14 protein-coding genes are annotated in these 17,196 nt (G+C 65.5%); 13 read left to right on the top strand and 1 reads right to left on the bottom strand.

Translation table 11 applies throughout. The annotated features are described in order from the left end of the window. The first annotated feature begins 51 nt into the window (after positions 1 to 51). The 9 genes from C7446_RS08155 to tilS all read left to right on the top strand — a co-directional run bounded on the left by C7446_RS08155 (position 52) and on the right by tilS (position 10,762). Positions 52 to 555, top strand: coding sequence for an OmpH family outer membrane protein (locus C7446_RS08155; protein ID WP_121172589.1), 504 nt, complete (start codon positions 52 to 54; stop codon positions 553 to 555). Positions 556 to 576: 21 nt separating this feature from the next. After that, positions 577 to 1,638, top strand: a complete 1,062-nt coding sequence (gene lpxD, locus C7446_RS08150; protein ID WP_121172588.1) for a UDP-3-O-(3-hydroxymyristoyl)glucosamine N-acyltransferase — start codon at positions 577 to 579, stop codon at positions 1,636 to 1,638. A gap of 123 nt (positions 1,639 to 1,761) precedes the next feature. Beyond that, positions 1,762 to 2,205, top strand: a complete 444-nt coding sequence (fabZ, locus tag C7446_RS08145) for a 3-hydroxyacyl-ACP dehydratase FabZ (RefSeq protein WP_121172587.1) — start codon at positions 1,762 to 1,764, stop codon at positions 2,203 to 2,205. Beyond that, positions 2,202 to 2,969, top strand: a complete 768-nt coding sequence (gene lpxA, locus C7446_RS08140) for an acyl-ACP--UDP-N-acetylglucosamine O-acyltransferase (protein ID WP_121172586.1) — start codon at positions 2,202 to 2,204, stop codon at positions 2,967 to 2,969. The genes fabZ and lpxA overlap by 4 nt, the downstream gene beginning before the upstream one ends. A gap of 22 nt (positions 2,970 to 2,991) precedes the next feature. Next, complete coding sequence (lpxB, locus tag C7446_RS08135) at positions 2,992 to 4,164, top strand: lipid-A-disaccharide synthase (protein WP_121172585.1); 1,173 nt, start codon at positions 2,992 to 2,994, stop codon at positions 4,162 to 4,164. Continuing rightward, positions 4,161 to 4,835, top strand: coding sequence for a ribonuclease HII (rnhB, locus tag C7446_RS08130; protein WP_121172584.1), 675 nt, complete (start codon positions 4,161 to 4,163; stop codon positions 4,833 to 4,835). Before lpxB ends, rnhB begins: the two co-directional genes overlap by 4 nt. 41 nt (positions 4,836 to 4,876) lie before the next feature. Continuing rightward, positions 4,877 to 8,392: a DNA polymerase III subunit alpha gene (dnaE, locus tag C7446_RS08125; RefSeq protein WP_121172583.1), complete on the top strand. Its 3,516-nt coding sequence runs from the start codon at positions 4,877 to 4,879 to the stop codon at positions 8,390 to 8,392. A 114-nt stretch (positions 8,393 to 8,506) separates the two neighbouring features. Continuing rightward, entirely contained in the window at positions 8,507 to 9,460 is a 954-nt protein-coding gene (gene accA / locus C7446_RS08120; RefSeq protein ID WP_121172582.1) for an acetyl-CoA carboxylase carboxyl transferase subunit alpha, read from the top strand. Positions 9,461 to 9,514: 54 nt separating this feature from the next. Further along, positions 9,515 to 10,762, top strand: coding sequence for a tRNA lysidine(34) synthetase TilS (tilS, locus tag C7446_RS08115; protein ID WP_245977770.1), 1,248 nt, complete (start codon positions 9,515 to 9,517; stop codon positions 10,760 to 10,762). 6 nt (positions 10,763 to 10,768) lie between these two features. On the opposite strand, the gene C7446_RS08110 is transcribed toward tilS, so the two are convergent. After that, positions 10,769 to 12,286 (bottom strand): Ppx/GppA phosphatase family protein, encoded by a 1,518-nt coding sequence (locus C7446_RS08110; protein ID WP_121172580.1) that lies wholly within the window; start codon positions 12,284 to 12,286, stop codon positions 10,769 to 10,771. Between the two features lie 584 nt (positions 12,287 to 12,870). Between C7446_RS08110 and rho the strand changes: the two genes are divergently transcribed. The 4 genes from rho (at position 12,871) to folM (ending at position 17,186) form a co-directional block, all read left to right on the top strand. Next, a complete protein-coding gene (rho, locus tag C7446_RS08105; protein ID WP_121172579.1) occupies positions 12,871 to 14,130 on the top strand; it encodes a transcription termination factor Rho in 1,260 nt (419 codons plus the stop codon). Positions 14,131 to 14,225: 95 nt separating this feature from the next. Then, a complete protein-coding gene (gene ubiD / locus C7446_RS08100) occupies positions 14,226 to 15,710 on the top strand; it encodes a 4-hydroxy-3-polyprenylbenzoate decarboxylase (protein ID WP_121172578.1) in 1,485 nt (494 codons plus the stop codon). Positions 15,711 to 15,744: 34 nt separating this feature from the next. Beyond that, positions 15,745 to 16,476: an FAD-binding oxidoreductase gene (locus tag C7446_RS08095; protein WP_121172577.1), complete on the top strand. Its 732-nt coding sequence runs from the start codon at positions 15,745 to 15,747 to the stop codon at positions 16,474 to 16,476. Beyond that, a complete protein-coding gene (folM, locus tag C7446_RS08090; RefSeq protein WP_121172576.1) occupies positions 16,473 to 17,186 on the top strand; it encodes a dihydromonapterin reductase in 714 nt (237 codons plus the stop codon). The genes C7446_RS08095 and folM overlap by 4 nt, the downstream gene beginning before the upstream one ends. Positions 17,187 to 17,196 lie beyond the last annotated feature (10 nt).

Genomic DNA, 17,196 nt, shown 5'->3' with positions numbered 1-17,196 from the left:
TGCCGGGCAGTCGGTGCCCGGTGCAGGAATTGAACCACAAGGAGTTATGACATGCGCAAGATTGCAGCCCTCTGCCTGGCCGGCATGCTGGGGAGCGTCTCGATCGCCGCCCAGGCAGCTGATGTGGCCGTGGTCGACTGGCGTGAGGCCCTGATGAACACTTCGGCTGCCCAGCGCTCGATGAACCAGCTCAAGAATCAGCTGGGCAATCAGCCGCAGCAGGTCAAGCAGCTTGGTCAGCAGGTGCAGCAGCTCCAGCAGCGTCTGCAGCAGAACGGCGACGTGATGTCCGACAACGAGCGTCAGAACCTGACCCAGCAGCTGCAGCAGAAGGGCAGCCAGTTCCAGCAGCAGCGTCAGCAGCTCGAGCAGCAGCGCCAGCAGGCTGAACAGGCGTTTCTCAAGCAGGCCAAGCCCAAGCTCGACAGGGCGATCGAGCAGGTGGTAGAGCGTCATGATGTACAGGTACTGGTGGACCGTCAGAGCGTCGTCTACTCCGCTGACTCGCTCGATCTGACCAAGGAAGTCACCAGCACCTTCAATTCGCTCCAGTAAGGTGGCGCTGCCTTCCACTCGATGAAGATGATGACTAGCCAGACCTATACCCTCGAGGAACTGACCCGGGTGCTGGGGGCGACCCTGCATGGCGACGGTACGCAGCGGGTCAGCGGACTGGCCACGCTTACCGATGCCGGGCCCGATGACATCGCCTTTCTGGCCAACCGGGCCTACCTGCGGTTTCTCGACGAAACCCGCGCGGCTGCCGTGCTGCTGCCACCCGACCTGGTGGCGGAGTGCCCGGTAGCGGCGCTGGCGCTTGATAATCCCTATCTCGGTTACGCCCGGCTCTCGCACCTGTTCGCCCCGCCGCTGGCCGGCCATCAGCCCGGCATTCATCCCGCGGCCAGCGTATCGGACAGTGCGCGTCTGGGCGACGAGGTGTCGATCGGCCCCAATGCCGTGATCGGTGATCACGTGACCCTCGGTGATCGCACCGTGATCGGTGCCGGCTGCTCGCTCGGGGAGGCCTGTACGGTGGGGGCCGACTCGCTGTTGCATGCCAACGTGACGCTCTACCACGGCGTGGTCATCGGTCAGCGGGCAATCATCCACAGCGGGGCAGTGGTCGGCGGCGATGGCTTCGGCTTCGCCCACGACGGCATGGCCTGGCACAAGATCGCGCAGATCGGCGGTGTGGTGGTCGGCGACGATGTCGAGATCGGCAGCTGTTCAAGCATTGATCGCGGCGCCCTGGGCGATACCGTGATCGGCGACGGGGTCAAGATCGACTCCCAGGTCCAGATTGCCCATAACGTGCATATCGGCGAGCACTGTGCGCTGGCCGGCTGTGTCGGCATTGCCGGGTCCACCCGGGTGGGGCGGCACTGCCAGCTGGGCGGCGGGGTCGGTCTGGCCGGTCATCTGGAGCTCTGCGACGGCGTGCAGATCACCGGCATGAGCCTGGTGACCAACTCCATCCACGAGCCCGGTGTCTACTCTTCCGGCACCGGCTCGATGCCCAATGATCTCTGGCGACGCAACGCCGTGCGCTTCAAGCAGCTGGATCGGATGGCGCGTCGCCTGGCCCGCCTGGAACGGGGCGAAGGCAGTTCCCGGGAGAAGGGAGAGTCACACTAACATCCTCGACAGGCGGCGGCTGCCGATGCTTCGAGACCCGTGTACAATGGCCGGCCCTTGCGGTCGCCCATCGCATGCCTGCCGGTCCGGCAGGCATTTCGTTATTTCAGAGGTTGCGTGCCAATGGTCATGGACATCAACGAGATCCAGGAATATCTCCCCCACCGTTATCCGTTTCTGCTGGTCGACAGGGTGGTCGAGATCGAGCTGGGTGAATGCATCACGGCCTGGAAGAATGTCAGCTACAACGAGCATTTCTTCAACGGCCACTTTCCCGGTCATCCCATCATGCCGGGGGTCCTGATCATCGAGGCACTGGCGCAGGCGGCCGGCATCCTGGGCTTCAAGACCGTCGACAAGCGACCGGCGGATGGGTACATCTATTACTATGTCGGCAGTGACAACGTGCGCTTCAAGCGGCCGGTCTTCCCGGGTGACCGGCTGACCCTCGAAGCCCGCATGCTGAGGGCACGGCGCGGCATCTGGAAGTTTGCCTGTCGCGCGCATGTCGAGGGTGAGGTCGTCTGTGAAGCCGATATCATCTGTGCCGAGAGGAAGGTCGCTTGATTCATCCAACCGCCATCATCGATCCCGGCGCACGACTGGCTGACGATGTCGAGGTGGGGCCGTTTTCCGTAATCGGGGCCGACGTCGAGATCGGGAGCGGTTGTGTCATCGGCTCGCATGTCATCATCAAGGGGCCGACCACGCTGGGCAGCAACAATCGCGTATTCCAGTTCGCCTCGCTGGGTGAAGAGTGCCAGGACAAGAAGTATCGCGGTGAGCCGACCCGGCTGATCGTGGGAGACAACAATGTCTTTCGCGAAGGGGTTACCGTGCACCGCGGCACCGTCCAGGATCGGGGCGAGACCACCATTGGCGATCATGGCTGGTTCATGGCCTATGCCCACGTGGCGCACGACTGCATCATCGGCGATCACGTCATCATGGCCAATCAGGCGACCCTCGGGGGACATGTAACCCTCGGCGATCATGTCATCCTCGGCGGGCTGGCTGCCATTCATCAGTTCTGTCATGTCGGTGCCCATGCCATGTGCGGGGGTGGCTCGATCATCACCAAGGATATCGCCGCCTTTGTCATGGTGACCGGCAATCCGGCGCGCACCCACGGACTCAATGCCGAAGGGCTCAAGCGTCGCGGTTTCGACAGCGATACCATCAGCGAGCTGCGTCGCGGCTATCGCGCGGTATTCCGCAGCCGGCGCACCCTGGCCGAGGTACTCGAGGAGTTCGACCAGCAGTCACTGTCGCCGGCCATGCAGCAGTTCGTCGAGTCGCTGAGGGCCGCCAGACGGGGCCTTACACGCTAGCCAGGCGGTCCGGAGGCCTGATATGACCCTGCGCGTGTTCATGGTGGCCGGTGAACTCTCCGGTGATCTGCTGGGGGCCACCCTGATGCAGGAGCTGCGCCGCCGTCACGGGGCGATCGAGTTCCTGGGGATCGGCGGACCGCGCATGATCGCGCAGGGCATGACGACGCTCTATCCGCTGGAAACCCTGTCGATCATGGGGCTGGTCGAGGTGCTGCGCCATCTGCCGGGGCTGATCGGAGTGCGCCGCCGACTGCGCCGCGAGGCGCTCGCCTGGCAGGCGGACGTGATGATCGGCATCGATGCTCCGGACTTCAACCTGGGGCTGGAGCGTCAGCTGCGCCGGCAGGGCATGAAAACCGTGCACTACGTCAGCCCCTCGGTCTGGGCGTGGCGGCAGGGACGGATCGAGACGATTCGGGCAGCGGTCGATCACATGCTCACCCTGCTGCCCTTCGAAGCCGATTTCTATCGCGAGCACGAGGTGCCGGTGACCTTTGTCGGCCATCCGCTGGCCGAAGAACTGCCGCTGGCGGATGACCGCGCTGCGGCCCGTCATCGGCTCGGCCTGCCGGTTGAGGCACCGCTGCTGGCGGTGCTGCCGGGTTCGCGGGCCAGCGAGATCCGTTATCTCGGCGAGACCTTTCTGGCAGCGGTCGAGCGGCTGCGTCAGACGCTGCCCGAACTCGAGGTAGTGATGCCGGCTGCCACCCCGGCGCGACGCGAGGAGCTCGAGGCACTGGGGGCAGTTGAACACGGCATCCGGCTGCTCGATGGCCAGGCCTGGGCGGCGATGACCGCCAGTGATGCCGTGCTGCTGACCTCCGGCACCGCCGCGCTGGAGGCGATGCTCTGCCATCGCCCGATGGTGGTGGCCTATCGCATGGCGCCCATGACACACCGCATTGCTCGCTACATGGTCAAAACACCTTGGATCTCGCTGCCCAATCTGATTGCCCGTGAAGGTCTGGTGCCGGAGCTGATTCAGCAGCAGGCCACACCCGAGGCGGTCAGCGGGGCGTTGCACGGCTGGCTGGCCGACCCGGCCAGCGGTGAAGCGCTGCGCCAGCGCTTCGTGACCATGCATGAAACCCTGCAGCGCAATGCCAGCGCCCGCGCCGCAGAGGCAGTGCTGGAGATGGTGGCGCCGATTGCCGATGAGACGGCTGACCGCAATCACGGAGAGATGACATGAGCAGCACGCGGAGTGGCCGCGAGGATCCGCCCTTCACGATCAGCTATAGCGGCTGGAAGCTGGCCGGGGTGGACGAGGTCGGTCGCGGCCCGCTGATCGGTGCGGTCGTGGCGGCAGCCGTCATGCTGGATCCCGAGCGGCCGATTACCGGTCTGGCGGACTCCAAGAAGCTGACGGCCGGTCGCCGCGAAGAGCTCGATCGGCTGATTCGCGAGCAGGCCCTGGCGGTATCGCTGGGGGAAGCCTCCAGTACCGAAATCGACACGCTCAATATCCATCACGCCACCCATCTGGCGATGCGCCGCGCCATCGACGGGCTGGCCATCCAGCCCGAGTACCTGCTGGTGGACGGTCATCGGCTACCGGGTCATCATGTGCCGGGCGAGGCCGTGGTGCGCGGCGATGCCCGGGTCGAGGCGATCGCGGCAGCCTCGATCGTCGCCAAGGTCGCTCGCGACGCCCGGATGGTGGCGCTGGATGCGCAGCACCCGGAGTACGGTCTGGCCGCCCACAAGGGCTATCCGACCCGAGCGCATCTCGAGGCCCTCGAGCGGCTGGGGCCGCTGCCCGAGCACCGGCGCTCCTTTGCCCCGGTGCGGCGGTTGCAGGATCGCTTTCCGGCTGTGAACACGAACATGACCATTGGCCCGACCGCTCCGGATGCCGTTTGAGTGCTGTCTTGCGGGCCGGGCGGTGAATCAAGAGTGGCACCATGACAACACCCTTTGTCCATCTGCGACTGCACAGCGAATACTCCCTGACCGACGGGCTGATCCGGCTCAAGCCGCTGATCGCGCGAGCCCGTGAGGTGGGTCAGCCGGCACTGGCGATCACCGACGAGAGCAACCTGTTTGCGCTGGTCAAGGCGTACAAGAGCGCCCGTGCGGCCGGTCTCAAGCCGATCATCGGCAGTGATGTGTGGCTGCAGAACCCTTTTGACGAGGCCCATCCCTGGCGGCTGACGCTGCTGGCGATGAACAATGACGGTTATCGCAACCTCACCGAACTGATCTCGCGCGGCTGGCAGGAAGGGCAGGCCCAGGGCCGCTCGGTGCTGCGCAAGGAGTGGGTGCTCGAACGCAGCGAGGGACTGATCGCGCTTTCGGGCGCCCGCGAAGGGGAGATCGGGCGTTTTCTGCTGGCCGAGCACCGCGAGACCGCCGAGTCCCTGCTGACCGAGTGGCAGCGCTTCTTTCCCGATCGCTTCTATCTCGAGCTGCAGCGCACCGGCCGTGCCCTCGACGAGGAGTGCCTGCATGCCAGCGTCGAGCTGGCAGCGTCCACCGGCACTCCGGTGGTCGCCACCAATGACGTGCGCTTTCTCGATCGCGAGGACTACTGGGCCCACGAGACCCGGGTCGCGATCGGCGAGGGCCGGGCGCTCGACGATTCCCGGCGCGAGCGGCGCTACAGCGAGGAGCAGTACTTTCGCAGCGGCGAGGAGATGGCGGAGCTGTTTGCCGATATCCCCGAGGCGCTCGAAAACACCGTCATGATCGCGGCGCGCTGCAATGCCGACGTGCGTCTGGGCGAAATCTTCCTGCCGGAGTATCCGGTCCCGGAAGGGCAGTCGATGGAGCAGTTCTTCCGCGAGATCTCCCATGACGGGCTGACGCGGCGGCTGGAGCTGCTGTTCGAGGGGACGCATCCGATCTACCCCGGACGCGAGCGCGCCGAGCACGAACCGGCCTACCGTGAGCGCCTCGACTTCGAGCTCGACATTATCAATCGGATGGGCTTCCCCGGTTACTTCCTGATCGTGATGGACTTCATCCGCTGGGCCAAGGACAACGACGTGCCGGTCGGTCCGGGGCGCGGGTCGGGGGCGGGCTCGCTGGTGGCCTATGCGCTGGAGATCACCGACCTCGATCCGCTCGAATATGATCTGCTGTTCGAACGCTTTCTCAATCCCGAGCGTGTCTCGATGCCCGACTTCGACGTCGACTTCTGCATGGAGAAGCGCGACCGGGTGATCGATTACGTGGCCGACCGCTACGGTCGCGATGCGGTCTCGCAGATCGTGACCTTCGGCACCATGGCGGCCAAGGCGGTGGTGCGCGACGTGGCGCGCGCCCAGGGCAAGCCCTATTCGCTGGGCGACAAGCTCTCCAAGCTGATTCCCTTCGAGGTCGGCATGACGCTGGAGAAGGCGCACGGCCAGGAGAGTGCGCTGCGCGAGTATCTCGAGGCCGACGAGGATGCCCAGGAGATCTGGGACATGGCCCTCAGGCTGGAGGGCATCACCCGGGGCACCGGCAAGCACGCCGGCGGGGTGGTGATCGCGCCGACCAAGCTGACCGACTTTGCGCCGCTGCTGTGTGACGATGATGGCAGCGGCCTGATGGTGCAGTTCGACAAGAACGATATCGAGGAAGCCGGCCTGGTCAAGTTCGACTTCCTCGGCCTGCGTACCCTGACCATCATCGACTGGGCGCTGGAAATGGTCGATGACGTACGCGCCCGCGAAGGTCAGGGAGCGCTGGATATCGGCACCATCCCGCTCGACGATGTGCCTACCTTCGAGATGCTCAAGAAGGCCGAAACGACCGCGGTCTTCCAGCTCGAATCGCGCGGCATGAAGGAGCTGATCAAGCGGCTGCAGCCGGACTCGCTGGAGGACATGATCGCCCTGGTGGCGCTGTTCCGCCCGGGGCCTTTGCAGTCCGGCATGGTGGATGACTTCATCAACCGCAAGCACGGGCGTGCCGAACTGGCTTATCCACACCCGGATTATCAGCACGAGTGGCTGAAATCGGTGCTGGAGCCCACCTATGGCGTCATCCTCTATCAGGAGCAGGTGATGCAGATCGCCCAGGTGCTGGCGGGTTACAGCCTGGGTCAGGCCGACATGCTGCGCCGCGCCATGGGCAAGAAGAAGCCCGAGGAGATGGCCAAGCAGCGTGTCGGCTTTCTCGAAGGGTGCCGGAATAACGGCATCGACGAGGATCTGGCGGGCAACCTCTTCGATCTGGTGGAGAAGTTCGCCGGCTATGGCTTCAACAAGTCACACTCGGCAGCCTATGGGCTGGTCTCCTATCAGACGGCCTGGCTGAAGGCACACTACCCCGCGCCGTTCATGGCCGCGGTGCTCTCCACCGAGATGGACAACCTCGACAAGGCGGTACCGCTGATCGAGGAGTGCCGGCGCATGGGGCTGACGGTGACGCCGCCCAACGTCAACATCGGGGCCTACCGCTTCAGCGTCGATGAGCACAACCGTGTGGTCTACGGGCTGGGGGCGATCCGTGGCGTGGGCGAAGGCCCGATCGGCGCCATCGTCGAGGCCCGGGAGGCCGGCGGGCCGTTTCGTGATCTGTTCGACTTCTGCCGGCGCATCGATGCCGGGCGGATCAACAAGCGTACCATCGAGGCGCTGATCCGCTCCGGGGCGCTGGACCAGCTCGGCCCGTCGCGGGCGGTGCTGGCCGGTGCGCTGGAAGATGCCCTGCGCGCCGCCTCGCAGAGTCACGCCAATGCCAGCGCGGGCATGATCGACATGTTCGGTGAGGCCTTCGATACCGCTGCAGCATCCGATGACAGCGACTGCTATGCCGATTACCGGCGGGTCCGGGACTGGCCGGATCGTGAGCGGCTGGCCGGGGAGAAGGAGACCCTCGGGCTCTATCTCACCGGCCACCCTATCGATGAGTACGAGGCCGAACTCAAGCGGTTCGTGTCGACCCGGATCGTTGATCTCAAGCCTGCCCGCGAACCGCAACGGGTTGCCGGGCTGATCGTGGCGATGCGGACCATGAAATCGAAGCGTGGTGATACCATTGCCTTCGTGACCCTGGACGATCGCACCGGTCGCATCGAGGCCTCGCTGTTCGGTGAACTCTATGATCAGGTTCGCCATCAGCTGGCCCCCGATCAGGTCATCATCCTGGAAGGTGAGGTCAGCCTGGATGACTACTCGGGCGGACTGCGCCTGCGCGGCAAGGAGGTCACGCCCATGGCGGCGGCCCGTGCGCGCTTCGGCGAGGCCATCGAGCTCAGTATCGATGGCCGCCGGCTCAACGGCCGTTTCTCCGCCGGGCTGCGCGAGCAGCTGTCGCGCCATCTCGATGACAGCGGCCTGCCGGTGCGGCTGAACTACAGCAATGACCGGGCCAGCGGCTGCTTCGAGCTGGGCAGCGGCTGGCGGGTCTCGCCCTGTGATGATCTGCTGATGGCTCTGGCGGAAGTGGAAGGCCATCCTGATGTCACATTGGCCTATCGTCAGTCCTGAGTCATGCTGGTGCGGTTGCACGCATCATGTGCCATGCGATAATGCGCCATTTACTGGCCCCTGCGCTCCGGGCCCAGGCGGTCCGAGATGACAAGAGCCCTGTGAATCTGCCCTATGAATCCGAATTATCTGGACTTTGAACAGCCGGTCGCCGAGCTTGAGGCGAAGATCGAGGAACTGCGTCTGGTCGGCAACGACAGCCAGATCAGCATTCATGACGAGATCGCCAAGCTGGAGGACAAGAGCCGCAAGCTGACCGAGCAGATCTTCCGTGACCTGACCCCCTGGCAGGTGTCACAGCTCTCGCGTCACCCCCAGCGGCCCTACACGCTGGACTACATCGACGCCATCTTTACCGATTTCGATGAGCTGCACGGCGATCGGCACTTTGCCGACGATGCCGCCCTGGTCGGGGGCATCGCCCGCCTGGAAGGCCGGCCGGTGATGGTGATCGGCCACCAGAAGGGTCGCAGCGTCAAGGACAAGGTGCGGCGCAACTTCGGCATGCCGCGCCCCGAAGGGTATCGCAAGGCGTGCCGGCTGATGGAGATGGCCGAGCGCTTCCGGATGCCGGTGCTGACCTTCATCGATACGCCCGGTGCCTATCCCGGCATTGATGCCGAAGAGCGTGGTCAGAGCGAGGCGATTGCCCACAATCTGGCGGTCATGTCGCGGCTGAAGACACCAATCCTCTCGACCGTGATCGGCGAGGGCGGCTCCGGCGGGGCGCTGGCCATCGGGGTCTGCGACGAGCTGGCGATGCTGCAGTATTCCACCTATTCGGTGATCTCGCCGGAGGGCTGCGCCTCGATCCTGTGGAAGAGTTCCGACAAGGCCTCCGAAGCGGCACAGGCGATGGGGATTACCGCAACCCGGCTGAAGGAGCTCGGCTTTGTCGATACGCTGGTCGAGGAACCGCTGGGGGGCGCTCATCGCCATGTTCCGGAAACCGCCGACCGTATCCGTCAGACCCTGCTGGCGTCGCTCGAGCGACTCGATGCGCATGACGAGGATGCCCTGATCGAGCGGCGCTACAACCGGCTGATGAGTTACGGCGCCTTCGAATAATCGGCCTGCCCCATGGCCGCCGAAACCGCTGCCGAGCGCGCTGTCCGGTGCGCCATGGGCGAGCTGCCGAGCGGAGGGACGCTGCATGTGGCCCTCTCCGGTGGCCGCGATAGTGTGGTGCTGCTGCATCTGGCAGTGCTCGCCCGCAATCGGCTTGCCCCCCGCCTTCGTCCCGCCCTGACAGCCCTCCATGTCGATCACGGCCTGCAGCCCGCTGCGGCCGATTTCGTCGGCTTCTGCCGCGCGCTCTGCCGGCAGTGGGCGATCCCTTTGAGCGTGGTTCCGGTCACGGTGGATACCACCGACGGCATCGAGGCGGGCGCGCGCCGCGCCCGCTATGCCGCCTTTGCCGAGCGGCTGGGTCGGGATGATGTCCTCTGGCTGGCGCACCACCGGGGTGACCAGGCCGAGACCGTACTGTTGCGCCTGATGCGCGGTGCCGGAGTCACCGGCCTGAGCGGCATGCCGCGGGCCCGGGCGCTGGGCGGCGGCCGTCTCGTGCGCCCCCTGCTGGGCCTGGAGGCGGCGGCAGTCGCCGAACATGCCGACCGCCATGGCCTGGCCTGGCAGGAAGATCCGAGCAACCGGGATGACCGGTTCGATCGTAACCATATCCGCCACCGGGTGATGCCGGCGCTGAGCGAGCGCTGGATGGCGGAGGCATGTCTGGCGCAGAGCGCCGATCAGCTGGGCGAGGCCGATGAGCTGCTCGATGAACTGGCTGGTCTGGACCTGGCCCGTCTGGGGCAGGCGCCCGGGCGTCTGCCGCTGGCGGGAATCGTCGCGCTGTCACGTCCGCGGCAGCGGCTGCTGATTCGTGGCTGCCTGCGTCGTCTGGCGCTGCCGCTGCCGTCGCGGCCACGGCTGGAGAGCCTGCTCGAACAGTGCGCCGAAGCGCGGCGCGACAGCCGGATTCATCTCGACTGGTCGGGTGCCGAAGCCCGGGTATGGCGCGGGGAGCTCTTCCTGCAGCCGCCCGTGGCCCCGCTGCCGACCGGGTGGCAGTGCGACTGGCAGGGCGAGCCCGGCATCGCGACGCCGGCAGGCCGCCTCGACTGGCGGCTGGTACGTGAGGATGGTGCCGCCGTGGTGGTCAGCCTGGGGCCGCGCCTTGGCGGTGAGCGGCTGCAGCGTGGCGGCCGGCACCGGCGCGTCAAGCAGCTGCTGCAGGAGGCGTCGATTCCGCCGTGGCGGCGTGAGCGGGTGGCGATCGCCCGCCGCGGCAGTGAGGTGGTGGCACTGCTCGGCGAGGGCATGGCACTGGCCGCGGATGGCTGGCGGCTGATGGATTGTCGCGAGTGAGGGCGGTCAGTCGGTGCCGCTGACCGTTACCTCGAGGTCGAAACCGGCGCTCTGCTGAAAGGCCTGTTCACGGCCGAGATCATCGATCACCAGGCTGCTGTGGCGGCCGGCCTCCAGCGTCAGCAGCAGTCGGTCGCCGTCGGCGGTCAGGGTGACCGGCGCGGGTGGGGCATCGGGCCGGCCATGGTTGAGCACCACGGCCAGCCGCAGCAGCCGGGCCAGGCGCGCCGCCCGGCTGCGCTCGCTCCCGGGAAAGCGGTCCAGTTCCCGGCTCGGGAAGCGTCGGCGATGGGCGCGCACCAGCCATGCCAGCAGCCGCTGCTCGGGGGTGGAGAAGCCCGCCAGGTCGCTGTGCTCGACCAGGTAGGCGCCATGCTTGTGAAAGTGACTGTGGGCGATGGTCAGACCGAGCTCGTGCAGCCGGGCCCCCCAGTGCAGGAAGGTGGCCTGCTCATCGCTCAGCCCCCAGGCCGTGCGCACCTGGCCGAACAGCTGCTCGAGGGTGCGGGCCACGTTGTCGGCCTGACGCCCGTCAATGCTGAAGCGGCTTTCCAGTTGCGCCACGCTCAAGCGTCGCGAATCGTGCGGGGTGTCGCGTCCGATGAAATCCAGCAGTACCCCGTCACGCAGGGCGCCGCTGGCGTAGCGCATGCGGTCGATGTCGAGCGCCTCGAAGATGGCGCCCAGGATGGCGACGCCGGCGGGAAAGATGCGTGCCCGGTCATCCTTGAGGCCCTTCATGCGGATCCGGTCGAGCGAGCCGCACTCGATCAGTCGCTGACGCAGCCGGTCGATGCCGGCGCGGGTAATCATCCCGCGACTGCCCGGGTCATCGGCCTCGATCACGGCGGCGATCGCCTTGATCGTGCCCGAGGTGCCGATCGGGTCCTCCCAGCCGAGTCGCCGATAGGGCTGCTGAATGTTGCCGAGTTCGGAGAGGGCTTCCCGCTCGGCCCGGCGCATGCTCCTTTCACTGATCCGGCCGTCGCCGAAGAAGCGCCGCGTGTAGGAGACACAGCCCATGGCAAGGCTTTCCAGCGCCAGCGGGTCGAAGTCCTCGCCGATGATCAGCTCGGTCGACCCCCCGCCGATATCGACGATCAGCCGGCGGCCGTGAACTTCCGCCAGCGCATGGGCTGCGCCGAGATAGATCAGCCGGGCCTCTTCGCGACCGGCAATGATCTCGATGGCATGGCCGAGCTGCTGCTGCGCCCGTTCGATGAAGTGCTCGCTGTTGACGGCACTGCGCAGGGCGTTGGTGCCCACGATGCGCATGTCCCGTGCCGCGATACCGGAGAGCAGGGTGCTGAAGCGTTCAAGACAGGCCAGCGCACGCTCGATGGCGTCCTCGCCGAGATAGCCCTCGTCGTCCAGCCCGGCTGCCAGCTGGACCTTGTCGCTGCGCCGGTCAAGGACGCGCAGGCGGCCATCGACATGATCGGCAATCAGCAGGTGGAAGCTGTTGGAGCCCAGGTCGACTGCTGCCAGTCGCCGGGGCGTGGAGTGCGAGGATGACGCCGCCATGAGCCGGAAGTACCTCTCAGGGTTGATGGAGTCCGCTCTCTGCAGCTGGCAGAGTGCGCAGATGCCCGAAGCTTGTCAATTGCCGCACCATGACGGCACGGGGCATGATGCCCGCCCCGGAGCTGGCCGGTTGTGCCCGGTTGCCCATGACCGGATACGGCCCGCAAGTGCATCGTGCCCTTGCAGTCACCGGGGGTTGCATTATACAGCATGGCTGATCTACCATCATCGCGTTCGCCTGTTTCAGAAGGCTTCCGACCGCATGGCTCATGTGGTCCCCCCTGCGCCGGTCAGCCCGCACCTTCCTTTTCGTTCGATCAGGCTTTTCACCGAACACGGGCCGGTCGAGCCGGAAAGCGTTCAGGCGAAACGAAGCATCAGGTTTCAATCCGGGGTGACCTTCCTCAACACGAGACTCGTAGCAGCCGTGCTCAGTTCATGAGCTCGTCTCGCCGAGCCCGCCTGTCGAGTGCTTCCGTTCAGCGGGCACCTTTTCGCCGGCGGGTCGCCGATCCGCCAGCCGCCGCCTGTTCCTGGCAGCACTGCCATTGTCATGTCGACAAGAGCGATTCTGAACAAAGCCGATGAATCTTACCGAACTCAAGCAAAAGTCCGTCCCCGAGCTGCTGGAAGTTGCCCAGGACATGGGTATCGACAATCTGGCCCGCTCGCGCAAGCAGGACATCATCTTCGCCATTCTCAAGAAGCACGCCAAAAGCGGTGAAGACATCTACGGCGATGGCGTGCTGGAAATCCTGCAGGATGGCTTCGGGTTCCTGCGCAGTGCCGACAGCTCCTATCTGGCCGGGCCGGATGATATCTACGTCTCTCCCTCGCAGATCCGGCGCTTCAATCTGCGCAAGGGGGATTCCATCTCCGGCAAGATCCGGCCGCCGAAGGAGGGGGAGCGCTACTTCGCGCTGCTCAAGGTCAGCCAGATCAACTTCGAGCGTCCCGAAAACGCCCGTCACAAGATCCTGTTCGAGAATCTGACCCCACTCTTCCCGCAGGATCGGCTGACCATGGAGATCGGCAATGGCGCGACCGAGGATATTACCTCGCGCGTCATCGATCTCACCTCGCCGATCGGCAAGGGTCAGCGCGGGCTGATCGTCTCGCCGCCCAAGGCCGGCAAGACGATGATCCTGCAGAACATCGCCAACTCGATCACCCGCAACAATCCCGAGTGTTACATGATCGTGCTGCTGATCGACGAGCGGCCCGAGGAAGTGACCGAGATGTCGCGGACGGTGCGGGGCGAAGTGGTGGCCTCGACCTTCGATGAGCCGCCGGCGCGCCACGTGCAGGTGGCCGAGATGGTGATCGAGAAGGCCAAGCGGCTGGTCGAGCACAAGAAGGATGTGGTGGTGCTGCTCGATTCCATCACCCGTCTGGCCCGCGCCTACAACACCGTGGTGCCGTCTTCCGGCAAGGTGCTGACCGGGGGTGTCGACGCCCATGCGCTGGAGAAGCCCAAGCGGTTCTTTGGCGCCGCGCGTAACATCGAGGAGGGCGGCAGCCTGACGATCCTGGCCACGGCGCTGGTGGATACCGGCTCGAAGATGGATGAAGTGATCTTCGAGGAGTTCAAGGGCACCGGCAACATGGAAGTCCACCTCGATCGCAAGCTGGCCGAGAAGCGGGTCTTCCCGGCGCTCAATATCCGCCGCTCGGGCACCCGGCGCGAGGATCTGCTCTGCTCCGAGGACGAGATCCAGCGCATGTGGATCCTGCGCAAGCTGCTCAACCCGATGGAGGATGTGGCCGCGACCGAGTTCATGATCGACCGGCTCAAGGATACCAAGACCAACCTTGAGTTCTTCGAGGCGATGAAGCGGCGCTAGGCAGCGCGGTCCGGAAATCACCGGCAGGAACGCTGGCAACAGCTACCGGGGCGGCATGCTATGCTGCCCCTTTGCATTTCGGGACAGGATCAATCATGCAGTATCGCGATCTGCGGGAGTTCATTGCCCGGCTCGAGGAGATGGGCGAGCTGAAGCGGATTACCGCCGAGGTCGATCCGCACCTGGAAATCACCGAGATCTGCGATCGGGTGCTGCGTGAGGAGGGCCCGGCGCTGCTTTTCGAGAACGTGAAGGGCAGTGACATGCCGCTGCTGGGCAACCTGTTCGGCACGCCCCGGCGCGTGGCGCTGGGCATGGGCCAGGACAGCGTCGAGGCGCTGCGCGAGGTCGGCGAACTGCTGGCCTTCCTCAAGGAGCCGGAGCCGCCGAAGGGCTTTCGCGATGCCTGGCAGAAGATGCCGATCTTTCGCCAGGTGATGAGCATGGGGCCGCGCCGGGTGAAGAAGGCGGCCTGTCAGGAGGTGGTACTCGAAGGAGAGGCGGTCGATCTCGACCGGCTGCCGATCCAGCACTGCTGGCCGGGGGATGCCGGCCCGCTGGTGACCTGGCCGCTGGTGGTCACGAAGGGACCCCACAAGGAACGGCAGAACCTGGGCATCTATCGCCAGCAGAAGATCGGCCGCAATCGGCTGATCATGCGCTGGCTCTCCCATCGCGGCGGTGCGCTGGATTTTCGTGACTGGTGTCACGCGCACCCCGGCGAGCCGTTTCCGATTGCGGTGGCGCTCGGCGCCGACCCGGCGACCATCCTGGGGGCGGTGACGCCGGTGCCGGATACCCTCTCGGAGTATGCCTTTGCCGGGCTGCTGCGCGGTTCGAAGACCGAGCTGGTGGCCTGCGGACACGCCGAGCTGGAAGTGCCCGCCTCCAGCGAGATCATTCTCGAAGGCTTCATCTACCCCGATGACATGGCGCCCGAGGGGCCCTTCGGCGATCACACCGGCTACTACAACGAGGTCGACACCTTTCCGGTCTTTACCGTCGAGCGCATCACCCATCGGCGCGATCCCATCTACCACTCCACCTATACCGGCCGGCCGCCGGATGAGCCGGCGGTACTGGGCGTGGCCCTCAATGAAGTGTTCGTGCCCATCCTGCAACGGCAGTTCCCGGAGATCGTCGACTTCTATCTGCCGCCCGAGGGCTGCTCCTATCGGCTGGCCGTGGTCACCATGAACAAGCAGTATCCGGGCCATGCCAAACGGGTCATGATGGGGGTCTGGAGTTTCCTGCGGCAGTTCATGTACACCAAGTTCGTGATCGTGACCGATGCCGATATCGATGCGCGCAACTGGCAGGATGTGATCTGGGCGATCACCACGCGCATGGATCCGGAGCGCGATACCGTGATGGTCGACAATTCGCCGATCGATTATCTCGACTTTGCCTCGCCGGTCAGCGGTCTGGGCTCGAAGATGGGGCTGGACGCCACCGACAAGTGGCCGGGCGAAACCGAGCGCGAATGGGGGCGGCCGATCGTGATGGACGAGGCGGTGCGTGAACGGGTCAGCTCGCGCTGGCAGGAACTGTGGCTGGACGAGCCGGAGCGGCGTTCATGAGCGAATCAGCAGTGGCAGTGACGGAGGTAACCGGGTGATCACGATCACGTGTCGAATCGAAACCATCGAGACCCTGGGAGCCGATGTCCATCGCGTCTTCCTGCGTACCGACCAGCCCGTGGTCACCCATGCCCCGGGGCAGTATCTGGAGCTCGACAGCGGCCGTGCCTGGCTGCCGTTCTCGATCGCCAGCGCCCCCCGCAGCGATGGCCTGATCGAACTGCATGTGCAGTATGTCGCTGCCAGCGAGAACTCGCAGACACTGTTCGAGCGGCTGCGGGTCGGCGAGATGATTGATGCTCGGCTGCCGGGCGGCGAGTGCAGCTTCGAGCTCGGCGATCCGCGGCCGCTGCTGCTGATTGCCGCCGGTACCGGCTTTGCCCAGATGAAATCGATCATCGAGGCGGCGCTGGCCCACGACCCCGGCCACGATATTCATCTCTGGTGGGCCGGTCGCGAGCGCGAGGAGCTCTATCTCGAGTCGCTGGTGCGCCGCTGGGTCGACGAGTACCCCAACGTGCGTTTTACACCGGTGGTCGAGCTCCCCGGCGAGGAGGACTTCGACGGCGTGGTGGAGCGCATTGATCGCGCCCTGCATGAGCGGGTCGGCAGCACGCGGGAGGCCAGCATCTTCATCGCCGGCTCGCCGGGCATGGTCTACGCCGTGGTGGATACCCTCGAGGCGCTGGAGCCGCTGACCGAACGGGTCTTCTCCGATGTCTTCAGCTATGCACCGCGTCAGCCCGCCCGGGGAGGGACGCCATGAGCCAGGCGCCGATCCTGATTACCGGCGGCGCCCAGCGGCTGGGCCGCTACTGCGCCGAACGGCTGCAGGATGACGGGCACCCGGTCATCATTACCTATCGGCGTGAACGCGAAGCCGTGGAGGCGCTGCGCCGGCGCGGTATCACGGCGCTACAGGCGGATTTCTCCAGCGAATCCGGCATCATGCGGTTCATCGAGGCGCTCAGGGAGAGTACGCCGCGGCTGCGGGCGGTGATTCACAACGCCTCGCTGTGGGAAGCCGATCGTTTCGATGACCAGGCCGGAGATACCTTCGAGCGGATGTTTCGCATTCACATGCAGGCGCCCTATCTGATCAACCTGCACGTGCAGGAACTGCTGATGGCCTGCCGCGAACCGATGCGCGACATCATCCACATGACCGACTTCGCGGCCAGCCGGGGGTCGCGCCGGCATGTGGCCTATGCGGCCACCAAGGCCGGGCTGGAAAACCTGAGCCGATCGTTTGCAGCGCTGTTCGGTCCCGAGATCAAGGTCAATACCATTGCGCCGGCGGCCATCATGCTCAACGAAACGGATGATGCCGAATATCTGGCGCATCTCAATGCCCGCTCGATGATTCCGGCGCCGCCCGGGCCGGGGGTGATCTGGCAGAGTGTGCGCTATCTGCTCGACAACGGTTACATCACCGGTGCCACGCTACCCGTTGACGGCGGGCGTCATGTGAAGTAAAGGTAATGAC

This window comes from Kushneria sinocarnis (assembly GCF_003633775.1).
In the GTDB taxonomy this organism is placed as follows: domain Bacteria; phylum Pseudomonadota; class Gammaproteobacteria; order Pseudomonadales; family Halomonadaceae; genus Kushneria; species Kushneria sinocarnis.
Note: the sequence above shows the minus strand (reverse complement) of the source record. Positions and strands in the feature narration are given on the sequence as shown.

Excerpts from the sequence above, each read along its gene's own strand:
- C7446_RS08155 (WP_121172589.1), top strand. The coding sequence starts at position 52 with ATGCGCAAGATTGCAGCCCTCTGCCTGGCCGGCATGCTGGGGAGCGTC.
- lpxD (WP_121172588.1), top strand. The coding sequence starts at position 577 with ATGAAGATGATGACTAGCCAGACCTATACCCTCGAGGAACTGACCCGG.
- fabZ (WP_121172587.1), top strand. The coding sequence starts at position 1,762 with ATGGTCATGGACATCAACGAGATCCAGGAATATCTCCCCCACCGTTAT.
- lpxB (WP_121172585.1), top strand. The coding sequence starts at position 2,992 with ATGACCCTGCGCGTGTTCATGGTGGCCGGTGAACTCTCCGGTGATCTG.
- rnhB (WP_121172584.1), top strand. The coding sequence starts at position 4,161 with ATGAGCAGCACGCGGAGTGGCCGCGAGGATCCGCCCTTCACGATCAGC.
- dnaE (WP_121172583.1), top strand. The coding sequence starts at position 4,877 with ATGACAACACCCTTTGTCCATCTGCGACTGCACAGCGAATACTCCCTG.
- accA (WP_121172582.1), top strand. The coding sequence starts at position 8,507 with ATGAATCCGAATTATCTGGACTTTGAACAGCCGGTCGCCGAGCTTGAG.
- tilS (WP_245977770.1), top strand. The coding sequence starts at position 9,515 with ATGGGCGAGCTGCCGAGCGGAGGGACGCTGCATGTGGCCCTCTCCGGT.
- C7446_RS08110 (WP_121172580.1), bottom strand. The coding sequence starts at position 12,286 with ATGGCGGCGTCATCCTCGCACTCCACGCCCCGGCGACTGGCAGCAGTC.
- rho (WP_121172579.1), top strand. The coding sequence starts at position 12,871 with ATGAATCTTACCGAACTCAAGCAAAAGTCCGTCCCCGAGCTGCTGGAA.
- ubiD (WP_121172578.1), top strand. The coding sequence starts at position 14,226 with ATGCAGTATCGCGATCTGCGGGAGTTCATTGCCCGGCTCGAGGAGATG.
- folM (WP_121172576.1), top strand. The coding sequence starts at position 16,473 with ATGAGCCAGGCGCCGATCCTGATTACCGGCGGCGCCCAGCGGCTGGGC.